This window comes from Streptomyces sp. NPDC051582 (assembly GCF_040681715.1).
In the GTDB taxonomy this organism is placed as follows: domain Bacteria; phylum Actinomycetota; class Actinomycetes; order Streptomycetales; family Streptomycetaceae; genus Streptomyces.
The window spans coordinates 146,488-164,882 of sequence record NZ_JBFAZJ010000003.1 but is presented as its reverse complement, the minus strand read 5'-3'; the positions used below and the strand labels follow the sequence as shown (position 1 = coordinate 164,882).

Genomic DNA, 18,395 nt, shown 5'->3' with positions numbered 1-18,395 from the left:
AAAAATGGAGCCAGTTGTGAGCGCAGCGGCACCGCCCGACCGCGCCCTGTGTCCAAGTGGCGGCAATTCACTGTCGAAACGTTATGAACAGAGAAGGCGGGCCGTGTCCTATGACACAGCCCGCCCTCTCACGTTGTGAAGAACCCGTGGTACTTGAGTGGTGCCCCTTGAGCGCCGTTCCCCGAGTCGTGTTACTTGAGTCGGGCCATGAGGGCGTGCTCGACGAGAGTGATGAGCGCGCTCTTGGCATCCGCCCGGTGGCGGGCGTCCGTGGTGATGATCGGAGCGTCCGGTCCGATCTGCAGGGCCTCGCGCACTTCTTCGGGGGTGTAGGGCTGGTGTCCCTCGAAGCCGTTGAGGGCCACGACGAACGGCAGCCCGCTGTTCTCGAAGTAGTCGACCGCGGGGAAGCAGTCGGCGAGCCGGCGGGTGTCGACGAGCACGATGGCACCGATGGCACCGCGGACGAGGTCGTCCCACATGAACCAGAAGCGGTCCTGTCCGGGGGTGCCGAACAGGTACAGGATGAGGTCCTGGTCCAAGGTGATGCGGCCGAAGTCCATGGCGACCGTGGTGGTCGTCTTGTCCCCGGTGTGGGTCAGATCGTCGATGCCGGCGGACGCGGAGGTCATGACGGCTTCGGTGCGCAGCGGATTGATCTCCGAGACGGCCCCGACGAACGTGGTCTTGCCCACGCCGAACCCGCCCGCCACCACGATCTTCGCGGAGGTGGTGGAGCGGGCGGTTCCGCCATTAGAGCTTGCGAAGTCCACTGAGCACCCTTTCGAGCAGCGTTACATCCGGCGTGCCGCCGGCCTCTCCATTGCCCGGCTGGTGGATGGCCACCATTCCGGCCTCGGCCAGGTCGGCGACGAGGATCCGGGCGACACCGAGCGGCATCGACAGCAGTGCGGAGACCTCCGCGACCGACTTGACCTCGCGGCACAGCGTGCAGATGCGCTGGTGCTCGGGAAGCAGGCCGGACAGGTGCATCGGATCGGCCGTGGTGCTGACCAGCGCCTCTATGGCGAGCTGGTAGCGGGGCCGGGTCCGGCCGCCGGTCATCGCGTACGGGCGAACGAGCGGCTGATCGCCTTCCGAGTACGAATCACCGTACGAGTCGGAGTAGGCGGGGGGCGGGGTCATTGATCCTCCGGGCTGGACAGCAGTGGTCAGCGTGCCGTCTGACGGGGCGGCCGGTGGGGGGACGGTATGACGGCCTGGCGGTGGTACTGGGTTCCGGGGCGGGCCCCCGGTCCCCCGGCCGGAAGTACCGTCCGGCCGGGAGATGTGGCGTCAGATGAGCAGGCTTCCCTGCAGTTCCGCGCGCAGGTCCGGGGTGAGGACGCTGCCGGCGCGGTCCACGAGGAGGGCCATCTCGTAGCCGACGAGGCCGATGTCGCACTCGGGGTGCGCGAGCACGGCCAGGGAGGATCCGTCCGAGACGGACATGAGGAAGAGGAATCCCCGGTCCATCTCGACGACGGTCTGGTTGACGGCGCCACCCTCGAAGATGCGGGAGGCTCCTGCGGTCAGCGACGTCAGACCGGAGGCCACGGCCGCCAGCTGATCGGCGCGGTCCCGGGGGAAGCCCTCGGACATCGCCAGAAGGAGGCCGTCGGCGGAGACCACCACCGTGTGGGACACCCCGGGGGTGTTGTCCACGAAGTTGGTGATCAACCAGTTCAGATTCTGTGCCGCCTGGCTCATCGAACTCAACTAACGCTCCTGCTGGTAAGTGGGGTCGATGTGGTAACTGCCGGTCGCCGGGCCGTTGTTGCCGGCCTGACGGCCCTGCTGAATACCCCGTCGGAGGTTGGTCAGACGGCCGCGGACGTCGTCCGGCGCTCGCGAGACCTGCGGGCCCGACTGCGCGTCGGACTGCTGCTGCGCGGTGCCGGCCACGAGGTTCGCCCGCGGTACCCGGCGGGGCAGCCCCGAGGTGGTGATGCCGCCGGCGGCGGGCTGGCGCACGCGCTCGGCCTGCCGCATCAGCTCGTCGTTGGGCGAGGACCGCCAGCTGACGGTCGGCGAGCTGCCGTTCGCGGTCTGGGCGGGCTCCGCCGCGGGCTCCTGGCCGCGCTGCGGCAGAGGCTGCTGCAAGCGCTGCTGGGGAGCCGGAGCCGGGGCGGCCTGCTGAGGCTGCTGCGGCTGCTGGGGAACCGGCGCCTGACCGGGGGCCTGCGGGCCCTCCTGGTGGAACCAGTTCGACTCCAGCGTGTCGAAGATCGGGCTGCGCTCGTTGCCGGAGCTCGGGGCCGGCGGCAGTGCCTCCGGCTGGTGGGCCTGCGGCAACTGCGGAGCCTGCGGCTGCTGGGGGGCGAATCCGCCGACACCGGGACCGCCGGGCCGCGGGGCCTGGAAGTCCGGACGGGCGAACTGACCCGTGGTGGACGGGTCCACCGTGCCGCGCGGCTCCGGGCGCTCGAACTGCCCGGTCGTGGACATGTCCTGGCCTGCCGGGGGGAGCGGGGCCCGTACGTCGGGGCGCTCGAACTGGCCGGTGGTGCTGTTGCCGGCCGGCGGGCGCGGGGCATTGAAGTCCGGACGGGCGAACTCGGCCGTCGAGCCGGGGCCCGAGAGCTCGTCGTGGCCGCGCGGGACCTCGTGGCCGCCGTGGCGCGCCTGGTCGGCGCCCCAGCTGGTGGTCTGCGGGATCCCGGCGGGACCGCCGCCCGTACCCGGAAGTTCCGGACGCGGGGCGCCACCGCGCGGCGGCAGCTGCGGCCGGGCGCCGCGCGGAGCCGGGGCGGCGGGTGCCTGCACCGAGGGAACCGGGCCCGTCGGGCCGGGCTGCTGCTGCGGGTTCTGCGGGCGCTCGAAGCCGTTGCCCTGCGGGAATCCGCCCTGGCCGGAGCCCGTGGGCGCGGGCATCGGACGGGAGCCGGGGCCGCCGGCCGGACCGCGGCCCGGCAGCGGTGCGCCGCCGCCGAAGGCGCCGTCGGCGAAGCCGCCCTGGCCCTGCGAGGTCGGGGCGCCCGGCATGCCGGTCATCCCCGTACCGCCCTGCGGACGCGCGTTCGGGCCGCCCTGCTGCGGACGCGCACCGGGACCGCCCTGCGGGCCCTGCGGACCGGCGGAGCCGTCGCGACCCGGCAGCGCGGCACGCTGGCCGCCGCCGGAGACCTGGCCGCGCTGCTGGCCGGCGCCGACGGGCTGGCGTGCGCCGCCGCCCGGGACCGAACCCTGCGCGGAAGCGCCCGGCATGCCCTGCGGGGCACCGGAGCCCGGAGCGCCGGGGCCGCCCTGGCCCGGCATCGGACCCGGCTTCTTGCCGCCCTGGGCGACGTCCACCGGCAGCATGACGAGGGCCGTCGTACCGCCCGAGTCGGAGGGGCGCAGCTGGATGCGGATGCCGTGTCGCAAGGACAGGCGGCCGACCACGAACAGGCCCATGCGGCGGGAGACGGAGACGTCCACGGTCGGCGGCGACGCGAGCCGCTCGTTGATCGCGGCGAGGTCCTCGGGGGAGAGGCCGATGCCGGTGTCGTGGATCTCGACGAGCACGCGCCCGTCGGGCAGCGCGTGACCGGTGACCTTGACCTTGGTCTGCGGGGAGGAGAACGAGGTGGCGTTCTCCAGCAGCTCGGCGAGGAGGTGCACGAGGTCGTTGACGACGCGGCCGGCCACGTCGGTGCCGGGCACCGACGCGAGTTCGATGCGCTCGTACTGCTCCACCTCGGACGCCGCGGCGCGGAGCACGTCGACGAGCGGGACGGGGCGGGTCCACCGGCGACCCGGCTCCTCGCCCGCGAGGACGAGGAGGTTTTCGCCGTTACGGCGCATGCGGGTCGCGAGGTGGTCGAGCTTGAAGAGCGAGGACAGCTGGTCCGGGTCGGCCTCGCGCGACTCCAGCTCGGAGATGAGCGAGAGCTGGCGCTGGATGAGGCCCTGCGAACGGCGCGAGAGGTTGGTGAACATCGCGTTGACGTTGCCCCGAAGGAGGGCCTGCTCGGCGGCGAGGCGGACGGCCTCGCGGTGCACGTCGTCGAAGGCCGCGGCCACCTGGCCGATCTCGTCGCGGGTGTGCAGGCCGACGGACTCCACGGAGGTGTCCACGTCCTGCGGGTCCGACTCGGAGAGCTGCTTGACGAGCTCGGGCAGGCGGTCCTGGGCGACGCGGGTGGCCGTGTCCTGCAGGCGGCGCAGCGAGCGGATCATGGACCGGGCCATGACGAAGGCGCCGACGAGCGAGACACCGAGGACGAGGAGGATCAGGGCACCGTTGATGATGGCGTCCTGCTGCGACTCGTTCTTGAGCTCGCGGGCCTTCTGCTCCATGTCTTCGAGCAGGGTCAGCTCGATGACCTTCATGGCCTGGACCTTGTTGTCGTCCGCGTCGTACCAGTCCAGCCAGGACCGGTACTGCGTCTCCTTGGCGAACTGCCCCTGGGTCGACAGGACGCGGCGCGCGTAGTGGTCGGCCTTGCCGATCTCCGCGTTGCCGTCGCCGAGCGCCGCGAGGAGTTCCTCGGGCTTGCCCTGGTAGACGAGTTCGAAGGTCTTCTTGGACTGGCTCTCGCCGCGGAGCGCGGAGAGGGCGTACAGGCGGTCGTTCTCGGTGAGCGTGGTCCCCGCCTGGCCGCTGTCGGGGAGCGAGGCGGCGATGACGGCGCGCTGGATCGAGGCGTACTCCTTGGCGGAGGAGAAGGCCGCCAGGGCGCGCGTGCGCTTGATCATCTCCGGGTTGGAGGTGGCCTGCGCCATGTCCTGGGAGAGCGAGAGGAGCGAGACGATCAGCGCGTTGTACTCGGTGACGGTCTGCTGGGCGCCGTTCTGGTAGGCCTTCTTGCGGATTTCCTCGATGCCGGTGAGCTGGCGGCCGATCTGCAGGATGTTGTTGCGGATCGACTTGAGGGTCTCGTCCTTGTCCTCCGCGCTGTCGACCTTGTCGGTCGCGGCCTCGAAGGCCTTCGCGGCGGCGTCGGTCTGGTCGCGTACACCCACGACGAGGCTGTTGGGCTTGCCCGACTTGTCGGCCGACAGCGGACCCGCCGACTTGTCCCGCTCCTCCTGGAGCATGGCGGCCAGGTTGGTGGCCTGCCGGGTCATCGTCGTGAGCAGCTGCATGTGCTCCAGCTGGTCGATGTCGTTGAGCGAGTCGTTGATGCGGAAACCACCGAGCGTGGTGGCGGCGACGACCGGCAGGGTCAGCAGCGACACGAGTCGCGTGCTGATGCGCCAGTTCTGCATGGCGAAGCGCGAACCGGGCCCGCTGGGGGCCTTCGGTATCGCCACGTCCTTGTCGGCCGGCTCTTCGCTCTTCGTCTTGCCCCGGGGCTTGAGGCGAGCCTTCCCCTTCACCGCGTTCACCGTGGTGGAGGAGTCGGGGCCTGCGCCTTCGACAGCCGGCCCGCGGTTCTGGGCGTGCTGGGGCGAGGAGCCACGGTCGGTCCCGCCGCGCGGCTCCTGCTCCGCCGCAGCGCTGCCATCCCTCTTGAATCGTCCCTGCACTAGCGTCGCAACCTCTGGACCAGGCGTCCCGCCGGGCGACCGGTGGGACGGTGTCGAGTCGTGGGGCGTTCCCGCCCCATGGTGGTCGTCGGTGACCGGCGCGTCTCCCTCTCCTTGCCGCCGCGCGCGGCGCTGTGTCGCGCCACCTGCGCGCCGGCTGTTTCCCGCGGCGGTCCCGCGAATTCCAGCACAGTGGCGGATCTCCAACAAGGTGCGCGTGTCGGCCTGGGGCATCGGTGACGGAATGCGATTGCCGCGTTACGCGATGTGGGCCGCCTTTCGGGACGAACCGGACTTACGTCGACCAAACGCGGTGGCTGGCAAGGTGTCCCAGTCGAGATGATCAGGAGCGGAATGGCTGATTCAGTGGCGTAATGCCCGTTTCGCCCACCGAAATTGACCGCCCGTTATGCCCGGATTGACGGGTCATGGGTGAGCAAACTCACATAGCCGTGGCCATTACTTCCCGGTTGGGCCGGGGAATCGGATGTTTAGCCTTGCCCTTTACAGGGTTGAAGGATCCGACAACCCGCCACCCGACAACCGAACCGAGGGCCCGAAGCACCGTGAAGACGACGATGATGTTCCGCAACATAGCCAACCCCCGCCGCACCACCCTCGCGCACCTCAAGGACGCCGAAGAGCTGCAGGCGATCGAGGCTCCGGAGCACGCCGTCGAGCTGCCCGCCCAGACCGCGAACCCGCGCCGCACGATCCTGATGGACGCGCCGGTCGCCGCCGCGCAGTAACCCACTCGGCAAAAGGAGCGCGAAGCGCCGCTGCCCGCCGCGTTAGCCTGGACACGCAGACTCCAGCCAGCGGAAATACAGAGGGGCAGACGCAACACGTGCGCATCGCCAGGTTCTCCATCGACGGCAATGTCGCGTTCGGCGCGGTCGAGGGCAGCACTGCCCCCGGCGCCGAGGGTGAGCTCGTCCTCGACATCATCAAGGGCATCCCGTTCGCGGACTTCGAGCTCTCGGGTACGAAGGTCCCGCTGAGCAAGGTCCGGCTGCTGCCGCCCGTGCTCCCGAACAAGGTCGTGGCCATCGGCCGCAACTACGCGGAGCACGCGGCGGAGCTGGGCAACGAGGTCCCGGACGCGCCGATCACCTTCTTCAAGCCCTCCACCTCGGTGGTCGGCCCGGGCGACCCGATCACGTACCCCTCCTTCTCCCAGGACCTCCACCACGAGGCGGAGCTCGCCGTGGTCATCGGCCGCATGTGCCGCGAGGTCCCGAAGGAGCGCGTCAAGGACGTGATCCTCGGCTACACCTGCGCGAACGACGTCACCGCGCGCGACGTCCAGCAGCGCGAGAAGCAGTGGGCCCGGGCCAAGGGCTTCGACAGCGCCTGCCCCCTCGGCCCCTGGATCGAGACCGACCTCGACCCGGGCGACCTGACCATCCAGTGCACCGTCAACGGCGAACAGCGCCAGCTCGGCCGCACCAGCGACATGGTCCGCTCCATCGAGGACCTGATCGTCCACATCACCGAGGCCATGACGCTGCTCCCCGGCGACGTCATCCTCACGGGGACCCCGGCCGGAGTCGGCCCCCTCAACGTCGGCGACGAGGTCGCCGTCACCATCGAAGGCATCGGCACTCTCACCAACAAGGTGATCAAGCGTGGCTAACGCGAACTACCGCGTCCGTTTCTGTCCCTCCCCGACCGGCAACCCCCACGTGGGCCTGGTCCGGACCGCCCTCTTCAACTGGGCGTTCGCCCGGCACCACGGCGGTACGTTCGTCTTCCGCATCGAGGACACCGACGCGGCGCGTGACTCCGAGGAGTCGTACGAGCAGCTGCTCGACTCGCTGCGCTGGCTCGGCTTCACCTGGGACGAGGGCCCCGAGGTCGGCGGCCCGCACGCCCCGTACCGCCAGTCCGAGCGCATGGACATCTACGCGGACGTGGCCCGGCGCCTGCGTGAGGGCGGGTACGCGTACGACTGCTACTGCACCACCGAGGAGCTGGACGCGCGCCGCGCCGCCGCCCGCGCCGCCGGCAAGCCCTCCGGCTACGACGGCCACTGCCGCGAGCTCACCCAGGTGCAGCTGGAGGCGTACCAGGGGGAGCACCGCCCCTCGATCGTGCGCTTCCGGATGCCCGACGAGCCGATCACCTTCACCGACCTGGTCCGCGGCGAGCTGACCTTCACCCCGGAGAACGTGCCGGACTTCGGCATCCTGCGGGCCAACGGCGCGCCGCTGTACACGCTCGTCAACCCGGTCGACGACGCACTGATGCAGATCACCCACGTGCTCCGCGGCGAGGACCTGCTCTCCTCCACCCCGCGCCAGATCGCGCTGTACAAGGCGCTGATGGAGATCGGCGTCGCCACCGGCGTCCCGCAGTTCGGCCACCTGCCGTACGTCATGGGCGAGGGCAACAAGAAGCTTTCCAAGCGCGACCCGGAGAGCTCGCTCAACCTCTACCGCGAGCGCGGCTTCCTCCCCGAGGGCCTGCTGAACTACCTCTCGCTCCTCGGCTGGTCCTTCTCCAAGGACCAGGACGTCTTCTCGATCGAGGAGATGGTGGCGAAGTTCGACATCGACGGCGTGAACGCCAACCCGGCGCGCTTCGACCTCAAGAAGGCCGAGTCGATCAACGGCGACCACATCCGCCTGCTCGACCCGAAGGCCTTCGCGGACGCCTGCACCCCCTGGCTGCAGGCCCCGCACGCCAACTGGGCGCCCGAGGACTTCGACGCCGAGGCCTGGGCGGCCATCGCGCCGTACGCCCAGACCCGCGTCACCGTCCTGTCCGACATCACGGCCAACGTCGACTTCCTGTTCCTGAAGGAGCCGGTCTGGGACCAGCCGTCGTGGGACAAGGCGATGAAGGGCGAGCCCGCGGCCCTCCTGACCAGCGCCCGCGCCCACCTGGACACCGCCGACTGGAGCGACCCCGAGGCCCTCAAGCAGGCCGTCCTGACCGCCGGCGAGGCCCACGGCCTCAAGCTCGGCAAGGCGCAGGCCCCGGTCCGCGTGGCCGTCACCGGCCGTACGGTCGGGCTGCCCCTCTTCGAGTCCCTCCAGATCCTGGGCAAGGAGCGCTCGCTGTCCCGCATCGACGCGGCGCTGGCGAAGCTCGCCGCGTAGGCACCACCCGTACGTCCTCTCGGGGGGCGGCGGCCGGGAAACCCCGGCGGCCGCCCCCCGAGGCGTCGTCCGGGCGCGTGCGCGCGTCCGCGCGGGGGGATTTCGGGCCGCCGGGATCCGCAAACCCTCCCGACGGCGCCCCGCGATGTCGTAGCGTCGCAGGCATGCCGATCCGCGCCGTGCTGTGGGACATCGACGACACCCTGTTCGACTACACGGGCGCGGACACCGCCGGCCTCGCGCGCCGGCTCGCCGAGGAGGGCATCGCGGAGCGGTACGGATCCCCCGCGGAGGCGCTCGCGCTGTGGCGGGAGATCACCACCCGCCACTGGGACCGCTTCGCCGCCGGGGAAGTGGCCTTCCAGGAGCAGCGCCGCGACCGCGTACGGGACTTCCTCGGGGAGCCCGGGATGAGCGCCGCCGAGGCCGACGGCTGGTTCGACCGGTACGTGGTGCACTACAAGGCCGCCTGGACGCTGTTCCCCGACGCCGTGCCCGCACTGGACGCCCTCGCGGCCGGTTACCGGCACGGGGTGCTCTCCAACTCCTCCACGGTCAACCAGGACCCCAAGCTGCGCCACCTCGGGCTGCGCGATCGCTTCGAGGTGCTGCTCTGCGCCGCGGAACTGGGCGTCAGCAAGCCGGAGGCCGAGGCCTTCCTCGCCGCCTGCGAGGCCCTCGGGCTGCCGCCGGGCGAGGTCGCGTACGTGGGCGACCAGCCGGAGATCGACGCACGCGGGGCACGCGACGCCGGGCTGGTCGCGGTCTGGCTCGACCGGGACGGCGCGCGCGGTCCGGGCCCCGGGGGAGTGCACCGGATCGCCGGTCTCGCCCTGCTCCCGGAGCTGCTGGCCTCCGATACCCGTTTTGGAGCACGGTCAGGCATCCGGTAATGTTCTTTCTGCGCCGCCGGAGCGGGCCGAAAGGCCGGACGGAGACGCCACTCGAAAGAAAAGCCCCCAAGGGGTTGACTTTCGGTGGGGTATAGTGTAATTGGCAACACGAGGGTTTCTGGTTCCCTTATTCTAGGTTCGAGTCCTGGTACCCCAGCGCAGTGCAGTAGTGACGCAGTGCTTTGCCCCCGTTGTGTAGCGGCCTAGCACGCCGCCCTCTCAAGGCGGTAGCGCCGGTTCGAATCCGGTCGGGGGTACAGATCCTTCCCGCAAGGTCTCCATTGGGTAGCTCCCGGACGTCTTGATGCAGGATCGCTAGGGCCCCCGTTGTGTAGCGGCCTAGCACGCCGCCCTCTCAAGGCGGTAGCGCCGGTTCGAATCCGGTCGGGGGTACTGGTCTGGTATAGACCACATTGGGCTATGGTGTAATTGGCAACACGAAGGTTTCTGGTTCCTTTGTTCTAGGTTCGAGTCCTGGTAGCCCAGCGCAGTACAGAGCAAGCCCCCGTTGTGTAGCGGCCTAGCACGCCGCCCTCTCAAGGCGGTAGCGCCGGTTCGAATCCGGTCGGGGGTACGCACGGAAGAGGCCCTCCGCGTTCATCGCGGAGGGCCTCTTCGCTGTTCCCGCATCCGCCCGCCCCCGCGTGCCCACGTACAAGTGCGGGCCCGGAGGCGCGTGTTCGGACGTGTGCGGCGTCGTACGCGCCCCCGGGCCCGGGGGTGGGGGAAAGCGGGGATCAGCCGGTGCGGCGCAGGGCCTCCGACAGGCGGGCGGCCGCGTCGATCACGGCCTGGGCGTGCATCCGGCCCGGGTGGCGGGTCAGGCGCTCGATCGGCCCGGAGACCGACACGGCGGCCACCACGCGGTTCGACGGCCCGCGCACCGGCGCCGAGACGGAGGCCACGCCGGGCTCCCGCTCGCCGATCGACTGCGCCCAGCCGCGCCGACGTACGCCCGACAGGGCCGTCGCCGTGAAACGCGCGCCCTGGAGCCCGCGGTGGAGCCGCTCGGGCTCCTCCCAGGCCATCAGGATCTGTGCTGCCGAGCCCGCCTTCATCGGGAGCGTCGAGCCCACCGGGACGGTGTCCCGGAGGCCCGACAGCCGCTCGGCGGCCGCCACGCAGATGCGCATGTCTCCCTGACGGCGGTAGAGCTGCGCGCTCTCGCCCGTCACGTCACGGAGGTGGGTGAGTACCGGTCCCGCCGTGGCCAGCAGGCGGTCCTCGCCGGCCGCGGCGGCGAGCTCCGCCAGCCGCGGTCCGAGGATGAACCGGCCCTGCATGTCCCTCGCCACCATCCGGTGGTGTTCCAGTGCCACGGCCAGGCGATGTGCCGTGGGTCGTGCGAGCCCTGTCGCCGCGACCAGCCCGGCGAGGGTGGCCGGACCGGACTCCAGTGCGCTCAATACCAGAGCTGCCTTGTCGAGAACGCCGACGCCGCTAGAGTTGTCCATGAAACGATATTCGCGTCTCACACTGTGAAACGCAAGTTCAATTTTTCCAAGAACCAGCGAGTCTGTATGTACGGGTCCACGAACCACTGGATCCGGGACGGTGAGCCGGAGGGAAAGCGATGGGTAGGACACTCGCGGAGAAGGTCTGGGACGACCACGTCGTCCGGCGCGCCGAGGGCGAGCCCGACCTCCTCTTCATTGATCTGCACCTGCTGCACGAGGTGACCAGCCCCCAGGCCTTCGAGGGCCTGCGCCAGGCCGGCCGCAAGGTCCGGCGGCTGGACCTCACCATCGCCACCGAGGACCACAACACCCCCACCCTGGACATCGACAAGCCGATCGCCGACCCGGTCTCCCGGGCCCAGCTGGAGACGCTGCGGGCGAACTGCGCCGAGTTCGGCGTACGCCTGCACTCCCTGGGCGATGTCGAGCAGGGCGTCGTCCACGTGGTGGGACCGCAGCTGGGCCTGACCCAGCCGGGCACCACCGTGGTCTGCGGCGACTCCCACACCTCCACGCACGGCGCCTTCGGCGCGCTGGCCTTCGGCATCGGCACCAGCCAGGTCGAGCACGTGCTGGCCACCCAGACGCTGCCGCTGGCCCGCCCCAAGACGATGGCCATCACCGTCACCGGCGAGCTGGCCGAGGGCGTCACCGCCAAGGACCTGATCCTGGCGATCATCGCGAAGATCGGCACCGGCGGCGGCCAAGGCTACATCCTGGAATACCGCGGCGAGGCCGTCGAGAAGCTCTCGATGGAAGCCCGCATGACCATCTGCAACATGTCGATCGAGGCCGGCGCCCGCGCGGGCATGATCGCCCCCGACGCGACCACCTTCGACTACCTGAAGGGCCGCGACCACGCCCCCGAGGGCGAGGACTGGGACGCGGCGGTCGCCTACTGGCGGACCCTGCGCACCGACGATGACGCGGTCTTCGACGCCGAGGTCGTCATCGACGGCGCCTCGCTCTCCCCGTTCGTCACCTGGGGCACCAACCCGGGCCAGGGCGCGCCGCTGTCGTCCCACGTCCCCGACCCTGCTTCGTACGAGGACGCTTCGGAGCGGTACGCCGCCGAAAAGGCCCTGGAGTACATGGGGTTGACGGCCGGGCAGCCGCTGCGCGACATCAAGGTCGACACCGTCTTCGTAGGTTCGTGCACCAACGGCCGCATCGAGGACCTGCGTGCCGTCGCCTCCATCATCGAGGGCCGCAAAGTCGCCGACGGCGTACGGATGCTGGTCGTCCCGGGCTCCGTCCGGGTCGCCCTGCAGGCCATGGAAGAGGGCCTGGACACGGTCTTCAAGGAGGCCGGCGCCGAATGGCGGCACGCGGGCTGCTCGATGTGCCTGGGCATGAACCCCGACCAACTGGCCCCCGGTGAGCGCTCCGCGTCCACGTCCAACCGCAACTTCGAGGGCCGGCAGGGCAAGGGCGGACGCACCCACCTGGTCTCCCCGCAGGTGGCCGCCGCCACCGCGGTGCTGGGCCATCTGGCCTCGCCCGCCGACCTGTCCGCCGCCGACGCGACCGCCGGAGTCTGAACCATGGAAGCCTTCACCACCCACACCGGCCGGGCCGTCCCGCTGCGCCGTTCCAACGTCGACACCGACCAGATCATCCCGGCCCACTGGCTGAAGAAGATCACCCGCGACGGGTTCGAGGACGGGCTCTTCGAGGCCTGGCGCAAGGACCCCGAGTTCGTCACGAACCGCCCCGAGCGCCAGGGCGCGACCGTGCTGATCGCCGGTCCCGACTTCGGCACGGGCTCCTCCCGCGAGCACGCCGTCTGGGCCCTGCAGAACTTCGGGTTCAAGACGGTCATCTCCTCCCGCTTCGCCGACATCTTCCGCGGCAACTCGCTGAAGAACGGTCTGCTGACGGTGGTCCTGCCGCAGGAGACCGTCGACCGGCTGTGGGCGCTGACCGAGGCCGACCCGACCGCCGAGGTGACCGTCGACCTGGTCGCGCGCCAGGTCCGCGCGGCCGGAATCGAGGCGGAGTTCGAACTCGACGACAACGCCCGCTGGCGTCTGCTGGAGGGTCTGGACGACATCTCCCTCACCCTTCAGAACGAAGCGGACATCGACACCTACGAAAGCGCCCGGCCGAGCTTCAAGCCGCGCACGATTAGGGTCTGATTCCAGCCTGATCAGCGCTTATTCACCTCCGGGTGATCACATCGACAACACTGTGCCCCCCGCCCTCCGGCGGGGGGCACAGCCGTGTGTTGAGGCCCCGTGAGGCGACAACTCGCCCCAGATGGCACAATCTGTGCATGGAACGCGACAGTCAACTTGAGCTCTACGAACTCGTCGCGGACCGGCTGAAAGAAGCACACACAAGGGTGCGCACACTGCAAGTCCCGGAGGGCGTAAGGATGGCGCTGTCCCGGAAGCTGTTGGTCGTCACGGCCGCGGCGAAGCATGATCTCGCCGATGCGGCAAGGCGCCTGGACAGGTTGATGAAGGACCTCGACGAGGGTCGATTCCCTGAAGGCGACTGATGCGAAGGAACTCCGTAACGACCTACACCGTTGCGGCACTAGGGTGATTAGCCCGTTTCGTGTTTGATTTGCGGTATATATCCGCCTAACGTGCGAAATAAGCTTGAACACATTCGTTCTGGCGAAGTCTCCGAAGGGGAAGACGTGAACAAGGCGCAGCTCGTAGAAGCGATTGCCGACAAGCTGGGCGGCCGCCAGCAGGCCGCGGACGCTGTCGACGCGGTACTGGACGCGATGGTCCGCGCTGTGGTCGCGGGCGACCGGGTCTCGGTCACGGGCTTCGGCTCGTTCGAGAAGGTCGACCGCCCGGCCCGCTACGCCCGCAACCCGCAGACGGGTGAGCGCGTCCGGGTCAAGAAGACCTCTGTTCCCCGCTTCCGCGCGGGCCAGGGCTTCAAGGACCTGGTCGCGGGCACCAAGAAGCTGCCCAAGGGCGGCGAGGTGTCGGTGAAGAAGGCGCCCAAGGGCAGCCTCTCCGGCGGCGCTTCCGCGACGGTCAAGAAGGCCGCGGCCAAGAAGGCCACCACCGCCAAGAAGGCGGCGGCGAAGACCGCGGTCGCCAAGAAGACCACCGCCAAGAAGGTCGTCGCCAAGAAGGTGGTCGCCAAGACCGCCGCGAAGAAGACCACCGCGACGGCGAAGAAGGCCACCGCCACGGCCAAGAAGGCCGCGACGACGGCGAAGAAGACCACCGCCACCGCGAAGAAGACGGCTCCGGCGGCCAAGAAGGCCACCGCGAAGACGACGGCGCCCGCCAAGAAGACGACGGCGCGCAAGACCACCGCGAAGAAGACCACGGCCCGCAAGAAGTAGGGCCACGAGTCACACACGCCGGGCCGGCTTCCCCCTCCTGGGGAAGCCGGCCCGCGGTGCTGTGTGAACTGTCGTTGCAGGTCAGAGGCGTCGCAGTGGGGAGGGTCAGAAGGTCTGCAGGGTGACCAGCGTGATCCGCAGCGCCGGCCCCTCGCCGTCCGTCTCGATCCGGACCCGCTGTCCGGGCCTCAGCAGCCGCAGGCCGCCCGCGTCGAAGGCCGGGGCCCCGAAGGGCACCGGGGTGCCGTCGTCCAGCAGCACGCTGCCGCTGCGGGTCTGGGAGTCGTACGTGTACGCGGTCGCCTGCATACGGGCACTGTATCGGGCCGTGTGACGGCCCACACCGAGGGCGAGGGCGGTGCGCAGATCCGCTCCCGTGTCCACGTCCCGCCGTACGCTCTCGACGTCCACGAGGGTAATTTCCGCAGCTCCCGCGGCCGAATGCCGGGCGCGTGACGGGCCCCCGAACGAGGGTGCCAATTCCACGTCCGGAGCAGCGGAAAGCAAGGTCGTGCCGATTCCCGCCGCGTCCGCGAGAAATGCCCGCGGAAATTCGGACGCGGCTTCGAGCACGCGTTGCAATTCCGGCGGCCGCAGCGCGGGCAGATCCGCGTTCATCGCGGCCACCGCCGCCCCCGGCCGGGCCCCGCGCACCTCCCGCGCCCCGTGGACGAGCGCCGCGTTGAGCCCGGCGGCCGGGGCGTCCGCCACGATCCGCGCCCCCAGCCGCGACAGTTCCCTTCCGGCCTCGGCGTCATCCGTGACGACCACCACATCCGCGACCGCCGCGCAGGCCAGCGCAGCCGCCACCGTGTCCAGCGCGAACGCGAGCGCGAGCCCGGGGCGGGACGCCCCCACGGCCGCGGCGAGACGGCTCTTGGCCACCGACAGCGGCTTCAGCGGGACCACCAGACTCCAGACCGCGTCCGTGACGGACCCCCCTTCCTCCGGCGCGCACCCGTCCACGTGTGGACCATGGCCGGGTCATGGCCTGGTCATGCATCGGCCCATTGTCGCCTCTGCCGGGACGACCCGGAGGTCCGGTGCTCCGGGCGGGGCGTACGGTGTTCTCGACAGAGACCGGACCCGAGGCCACACTTGTCCGGCCGACGGGGTGCCCCAGCCGCGCACCGGTCCTAGAGGAAGGTGTCCGAGTGTCCCGCCGCAGAATCGGCTTCTGGTACCGCCTGGCGGCGGTCATCGCAAAACCGCCGCTGGTGGTGCTCTTCAAGCGGGACTGGCGGGGAATGGATCACATTCCGGCCGACGGCGGGTTTATCACGGCCGTCAATCACAACTCGTATCTGGACCCGCTCTCCTACGCGCACTTCCAGTACAACACCGGCCGGGTGCCCCGATTGCTCGCGAAGGCGGCCCTCTTCAAGGTCCCGATTGTCGGCGCGATCCTGCGCGGCTCCGGCCAGATCCCCGTCTACCGCGAGACCACCAACGCCCTGGACGCATTCCGGGCCGCCGTGGACGCGATCGAGCGCGGCGAATGCGTGGCCTTTTATCCCGAAGGCACCCTCACCCGCGATCCGGACATGTGGCCGATGGCCGGCAAGACCGGCGCGGCGCGCGTCGCGCTGATGACCAAGGCGCCCGTCATTCCGGTGGCCCAGTGGGGCGCGAACCTCGCCATGCCGCCGTACGCCAAGGAGAACAAGGTCCGCCTGTTCCCGCGCAAGACCCTCCAGGTGCTGGCCGGACCCCCCGTGGACCTCTCCGAGTTCTACGACCGGGAACCCACCCCGGACGTGCTCAAGGAGGTCACCGAGACCATCATGGCGGCCATCACGGAGCTGCTGGAGGAGCTGCGCGGCGCGAAGGCGCCGGAGCAGCCGTACGACCATCGCAAGGCCAGGCTGGAACAGCGGCGCAGGGCCGCGGGGGAGGACCAGAAGTGACACGTCCCGTGAAGGCGGCCGTCTTCGGAACCGGCTCCTGGGGCACGGCCTTCGGCATGGTGCTCGCCGACGCCGGCTGCGAGGTGACCCTGTGGGGCCGCCGCGGCGAGGTCGTCGACGCCATCAACACCGGCCGGACCAACCCGGACTACTTCCCGGACGTCGAACTCCCCGCGAACATGCGCGCCACCACCGACCCGGCCGAGGCCGCGGCCGGCGCCGACTTCGCGGTCCTCGCCATCCCCTCCCAGACCCTGCGCGGCAACCTCGCCGAATGGGCCCCGCTGCTGCCCGCCGACGCCGTCCTCGTCTCCCTGATGAAGGGCATCGAACTCGGCAGCGCCAAGCGGATGAGCGAGGTCATCGAAGAGGTGGCCAAGGTCCCCGCCGAGCGCGTCGCCGTCGTCACCGGCCCCAACCTGGCCCGCGAGATCGCGGCCCGCCAGCCCGCCGCCGCCGTCGTCGCCTGCTCCGACGAGGCCGTGGCCCGGCGCCTCCAGGCCGCCTGCCACACCCCGTACTTCCGCCCGTACACGAGCACCGACGTCATCGGCTGCGAGCTGGGCGGCGCCGTCAAGAACGTCATCGGCCTCGCCGTCGGCATCGCGGACGGCATGGGCCTGGGCGACAACACCAAGGGCTCCCTCATCACCCGGGGCCTCGCCGAAGCGACCCGGCTGGGCCTGGCCATGGGCGCCGACCCGCTCACCTTCTCCGGCCTCGCCGGCCTCGGCGACCTCGTCGCCACGTGCTCCTCGCCGCTCTCCCGCAACCACACCTTCGGCACCAACCTCGGCCGCGGCATGACCCTGGAGGAGACCATCGCGGTCACCAAGCAGACCGCCGAGGGCGTCAAGTCCTGCCAGTCGGTGGCCGATCTGGCCCGCCGCCACGGGGTGGACATGCCGATCACCGACACCGTCGTCGACATCGTCCACCACGGCAAGCCGCCGCTGGTCGCACTGAAGGAACTGATGGGACGCAGCGCCAAACCGGAACGCCGCTGACTCCTTTCCGGACGCCCGACCGGGTATCGTCGTGGCGATATGAGCAGCGAGAACCTCCCCCAGACCCCTGAGCAGCAGGGCCGCAAGCCCCGCGTGGCCGTCGTGTTCGGCGGCCGCAGCTCGGAACACGCCATCTCGGTCGTCACCGCGGGCGCCGTGCTGCGCTCCATCGACCGCTCCAAGTACGAGGTGCTGCCCATCGGCATCACCACGGACGGCCGGTGGGCGCTGACCGCCGACGAGCCCGCGCGGATGGCCATCGCCGACCGCAAGCTCCCGAGCGTCGAGGAGCTGGCGGACTCCGAGGAGGGCGCCGTCGTGCTCTCCGTCGACCCCGCCAACCGCGAGGTCGTCTACACCGAGCCGGGAGCCGTCCCCAAGGCCCTGGGCGAGGTCGACGTGGTCTTCCCGATGCTGCACGGCCCGTACGGCGAGGACGGCACCCTGCAAGGCCTGCTGGAGCTCTCCGGCATCCCGTACGTCGGCTCGGGCGTCCTCGCCTCGGCCGTCGGCCAGGACAAGGAGTACATGAAGCGGGTCTTCACCTCCTTCGGCCTCCCCGTCGGCCCGTACGTGACCATCCGGCCCCGCGAGTGGGACGCCGACCGGGACGCCGCCAAGGCGCGCATCCTGGACTTCGCCGGCGAGCACGGCTGGCCGCTCTTCATCAAGCCCGCCCGGGCCGGCTCCTCCATCGGCATCACCAAGGTCGACGACGTCTCCGGTCTGGACGCCGCGATCCGCGAGGCCCAGCGCCACGACCCGAAGATCATCGTCGAGGCGCTGCTGCGCGGCCGCGAGATCGAGTGCGGGGTGCTGGAGTTCGAGGACGGTCCGCGCGCGAGCGTGCCCGCCGAGATCCCCCCGGTCTCCAGCCACGACTTCTACGACTTCGAGGCGAAGTACATCGACTCCGCCTCCGGGATCGTGCCCGCCCCGCTCACCCCGGAGCAGACCGCCGAGGTGCAGCGGCTCGCGATCGAGGCGTTCGACGCCGCGTCCTGCGAGGGCCTGGTGCGCGCCGACTTCTTCCTCACCGAGGACGGCACGTTCGTCATCAACGAGATCAACACGATGCCGGGCTTCACCCCGATCTCCATGTACCCGCGGATGTGGCAGGAGTCGGGCGTCGAGTACCCGGAGCTGGTGGACCGCCTGATCCAGGCGGCCCTGAACCGCTCCACCGGGCTGCGCTAGCCGGCACAGCGCGCGGCCCGAAGCGCCGTACACGCCGACCGCCCGCCGGGATTCCCGGCG

At 70.4% G+C, this 18,395-nt stretch carries 16 protein-coding genes, 5 tRNA genes and 1 pseudogene; 16 read left to right on the top strand and 6 right to left on the bottom strand.

Going from position 1 to position 18,395, the window contains the following annotated elements; translation table 11 throughout:
• Positions 1-191: 191 nt before the first annotated feature.
• The 4 genes from AB0M92_RS06340 to AB0M92_RS06325 all read right to left on the bottom strand — a co-directional run bounded on the left by AB0M92_RS06340 (position 192) and on the right by AB0M92_RS06325 (position 5,454).
• A complete protein-coding gene (locus AB0M92_RS06340) occupies positions 192-773 on the bottom strand; it encodes an ATP/GTP-binding protein (protein ID WP_048475966.1) in 582 nt (193 codons plus the stop codon).
• A complete protein-coding gene (locus AB0M92_RS06335; protein ID WP_030859942.1) occupies positions 754-1,146 on the bottom strand; it encodes a DUF742 domain-containing protein in 393 nt (130 codons plus the stop codon). Before AB0M92_RS06335 ends, AB0M92_RS06340 begins: the two co-directional genes overlap by 20 nt.
• A 150-nt stretch (positions 1,147-1,296) precedes the next feature.
• On the bottom strand, positions 1,297-1,710 hold the full coding sequence (locus AB0M92_RS06330) for a roadblock/LC7 domain-containing protein (protein WP_008739864.1): 414 nt from the start codon (positions 1,708-1,710) through the stop codon (positions 1,297-1,299).
• Positions 1,711-1,719: 9 nt separating this feature from the next.
• Positions 1,720-5,454: a nitrate- and nitrite sensing domain-containing protein gene (locus AB0M92_RS06325; RefSeq protein ID WP_366100933.1), complete on the bottom strand. Its 3,735-nt coding sequence runs from the start codon at positions 5,452-5,454 to the stop codon at positions 1,720-1,722.
• A gap of 566 nt (positions 5,455-6,020) precedes the next feature.
• Between AB0M92_RS06325 and AB0M92_RS06320 the strand changes: the two genes are divergently transcribed.
• From AB0M92_RS06320 to AB0M92_RS06280, 9 genes are all read left to right on the top strand, one after another.
• Positions 6,021-6,203: a hypothetical protein gene (locus AB0M92_RS06320; protein ID WP_030162856.1), complete on the top strand. Its 183-nt coding sequence runs from the start codon at positions 6,021-6,023 to the stop codon at positions 6,201-6,203.
• A 98-nt stretch (positions 6,204-6,301) separates the two neighbouring features.
• Complete coding sequence (locus tag AB0M92_RS06315) at positions 6,302-7,090, top strand: fumarylacetoacetate hydrolase family protein (RefSeq protein ID WP_366100932.1); 789 nt, start codon at positions 6,302-6,304, stop codon at positions 7,088-7,090.
• Complete coding sequence (gltX, locus tag AB0M92_RS06310) at positions 7,083-8,558, top strand: glutamate--tRNA ligase (RefSeq protein WP_366100931.1); 1,476 nt, start codon at positions 7,083-7,085, stop codon at positions 8,556-8,558. The genes AB0M92_RS06315 and gltX overlap by 8 nt, the downstream gene beginning before the upstream one ends.
• Positions 8,559-8,722: 164 nt before the next feature.
• The gene (locus AB0M92_RS06305) at positions 8,723-9,451 is read left to right on the top strand and encodes an HAD family hydrolase (protein WP_366100930.1); all 729 of its coding nucleotides are present in this window, start codon (positions 8,723-8,725) and stop codon (positions 9,449-9,451) included.
• An 85-nt stretch (positions 9,452-9,536) separates the two neighbouring features.
• A tRNA-Gln gene (locus AB0M92_RS06300) sits at positions 9,537-9,608 on the top strand.
• A gap of 27 nt (positions 9,609-9,635) precedes the next feature.
• Positions 9,636-9,708 (top strand) — tRNA-Glu (locus tag AB0M92_RS06295).
• A gap of 63 nt (positions 9,709-9,771) precedes the next feature.
• Positions 9,772-9,844 (top strand) — tRNA-Glu (locus AB0M92_RS06290).
• 21 nt (positions 9,845-9,865) lie between these two features.
• Positions 9,866-9,937, top strand: a tRNA-Gln gene (locus AB0M92_RS06285).
• Between the two features lie 15 nt (positions 9,938-9,952).
• Positions 9,953-10,025 (top strand) — tRNA-Glu (locus AB0M92_RS06280).
• A 163-nt stretch (positions 10,026-10,188) separates the two neighbouring features.
• On the opposite strand, the gene ndgR is transcribed toward AB0M92_RS06280, so the two are convergent.
• Positions 10,189-10,905 carry an IclR family transcriptional regulator NdgR gene (gene ndgR / locus AB0M92_RS06275; RefSeq protein ID WP_366100929.1) on the bottom strand — a complete coding sequence of 239 codons (717 nt, stop codon included), beginning with the start codon at positions 10,903-10,905 and terminating at the stop codon, positions 10,189-10,191.
• Positions 10,906-11,024: 119 nt separating this feature from the next.
• Here ndgR and leuC point away from each other — a divergent pair, with 119 nt between their 5' ends.
• The 4 genes from leuC (at position 11,025) to AB0M92_RS06255 (ending at position 14,224) form a co-directional block, all read left to right on the top strand.
• The gene (gene leuC, locus AB0M92_RS06270; protein ID WP_366100928.1) at positions 11,025-12,449 is read left to right on the top strand and encodes a 3-isopropylmalate dehydratase large subunit; all 1,425 of its coding nucleotides are present in this window, start codon (positions 11,025-11,027) and stop codon (positions 12,447-12,449) included.
• Positions 12,450-12,452: 3 nt separating this feature from the next.
• Positions 12,453-13,046: a 3-isopropylmalate dehydratase small subunit gene (leuD, locus tag AB0M92_RS06265; RefSeq protein ID WP_366100927.1), complete on the top strand. Its 594-nt coding sequence runs from the start codon at positions 12,453-12,455 to the stop codon at positions 13,044-13,046.
• 137 nt (positions 13,047-13,183) lie between these two features.
• Positions 13,184-13,411: a hypothetical protein gene (locus tag AB0M92_RS06260; protein WP_008739877.1), complete on the top strand. Its 228-nt coding sequence runs from the start codon at positions 13,184-13,186 to the stop codon at positions 13,409-13,411.
• Positions 13,412-13,555: 144 nt separating this feature from the next.
• Positions 13,556-14,224: an HU family DNA-binding protein gene (locus tag AB0M92_RS06255; protein WP_327133737.1), complete on the top strand. Its 669-nt coding sequence runs from the start codon at positions 13,556-13,558 to the stop codon at positions 14,222-14,224.
• Positions 14,225-14,536: 312 nt separating this feature from the next.
• Here AB0M92_RS06255 and cofC read toward each other — a convergent pair.
• Positions 14,537-15,190, bottom strand: a pseudogene (gene cofC, locus AB0M92_RS06250) (2-phospho-L-lactate guanylyltransferase); the annotation flags it as partial.
• A gap of 188 nt (positions 15,191-15,378) precedes the next feature.
• On the opposite strand from cofC, the gene AB0M92_RS06245 reads away from it, so the two are divergent.
• Genes AB0M92_RS06245 through AB0M92_RS06235 form a run of 3 tightly spaced genes read left to right on the top strand, consistent with a single transcriptional unit; the run spans position 15,379 to position 18,335 of the window.
• Positions 15,379-16,131 (top strand): lysophospholipid acyltransferase family protein, encoded by a 753-nt coding sequence (locus AB0M92_RS06245; RefSeq protein ID WP_366100926.1) that lies wholly within the window; start codon positions 15,379-15,381, stop codon positions 16,129-16,131.
• Positions 16,128-17,138 carry an NAD(P)H-dependent glycerol-3-phosphate dehydrogenase gene (locus AB0M92_RS06240; protein ID WP_366100925.1) on the top strand — a complete coding sequence of 337 codons (1,011 nt, stop codon included), beginning with the start codon at positions 16,128-16,130 and terminating at the stop codon, positions 17,136-17,138. The genes AB0M92_RS06245 and AB0M92_RS06240 overlap by 4 nt, the downstream gene beginning before the upstream one ends.
• A gap of 39 nt (positions 17,139-17,177) precedes the next feature.
• Positions 17,178-18,335: a D-alanine--D-alanine ligase family protein gene (locus AB0M92_RS06235; protein WP_366100924.1), complete on the top strand. Its 1,158-nt coding sequence runs from the start codon at positions 17,178-17,180 to the stop codon at positions 18,333-18,335.
• The last annotated feature ends 60 nt before the right edge of the window (positions 18,336-18,395 follow it).

What these genes read in the sequence shown, in the direction of transcription:
- AB0M92_RS06335 (WP_030859942.1), bottom strand. Translation starts at nt 1,146, where the DNA reads ATGACCCCGCCCCCCGCCTACTCCGACTCGTACGGTGATTCGTACTCG.
- AB0M92_RS06330 (WP_008739864.1), bottom strand. Translation starts at nt 1,710, where the DNA reads ATGAGCCAGGCGGCACAGAATCTGAACTGGTTGATCACCAACTTCGTG.
- AB0M92_RS06305 (WP_366100930.1), top strand. Translation starts at nt 8,723, where the DNA reads ATGCCGATCCGCGCCGTGCTGTGGGACATCGACGACACCCTGTTCGAC.
- ndgR (WP_366100929.1), bottom strand. Translation starts at nt 10,905, where the DNA reads ATGGACAACTCTAGCGGCGTCGGCGTTCTCGACAAGGCAGCTCTGGTA.
- leuC (WP_366100928.1), top strand. Translation starts at nt 11,025, where the DNA reads ATGGGTAGGACACTCGCGGAGAAGGTCTGGGACGACCACGTCGTCCGG.
- leuD (WP_366100927.1), top strand. Translation starts at nt 12,453, where the DNA reads ATGGAAGCCTTCACCACCCACACCGGCCGGGCCGTCCCGCTGCGCCGT.
- AB0M92_RS06260 (WP_008739877.1), top strand. Translation starts at nt 13,184, where the DNA reads ATGGAACGCGACAGTCAACTTGAGCTCTACGAACTCGTCGCGGACCGG.
- AB0M92_RS06235 (WP_366100924.1), top strand. Translation starts at nt 17,178, where the DNA reads ATGAGCAGCGAGAACCTCCCCCAGACCCCTGAGCAGCAGGGCCGCAAG.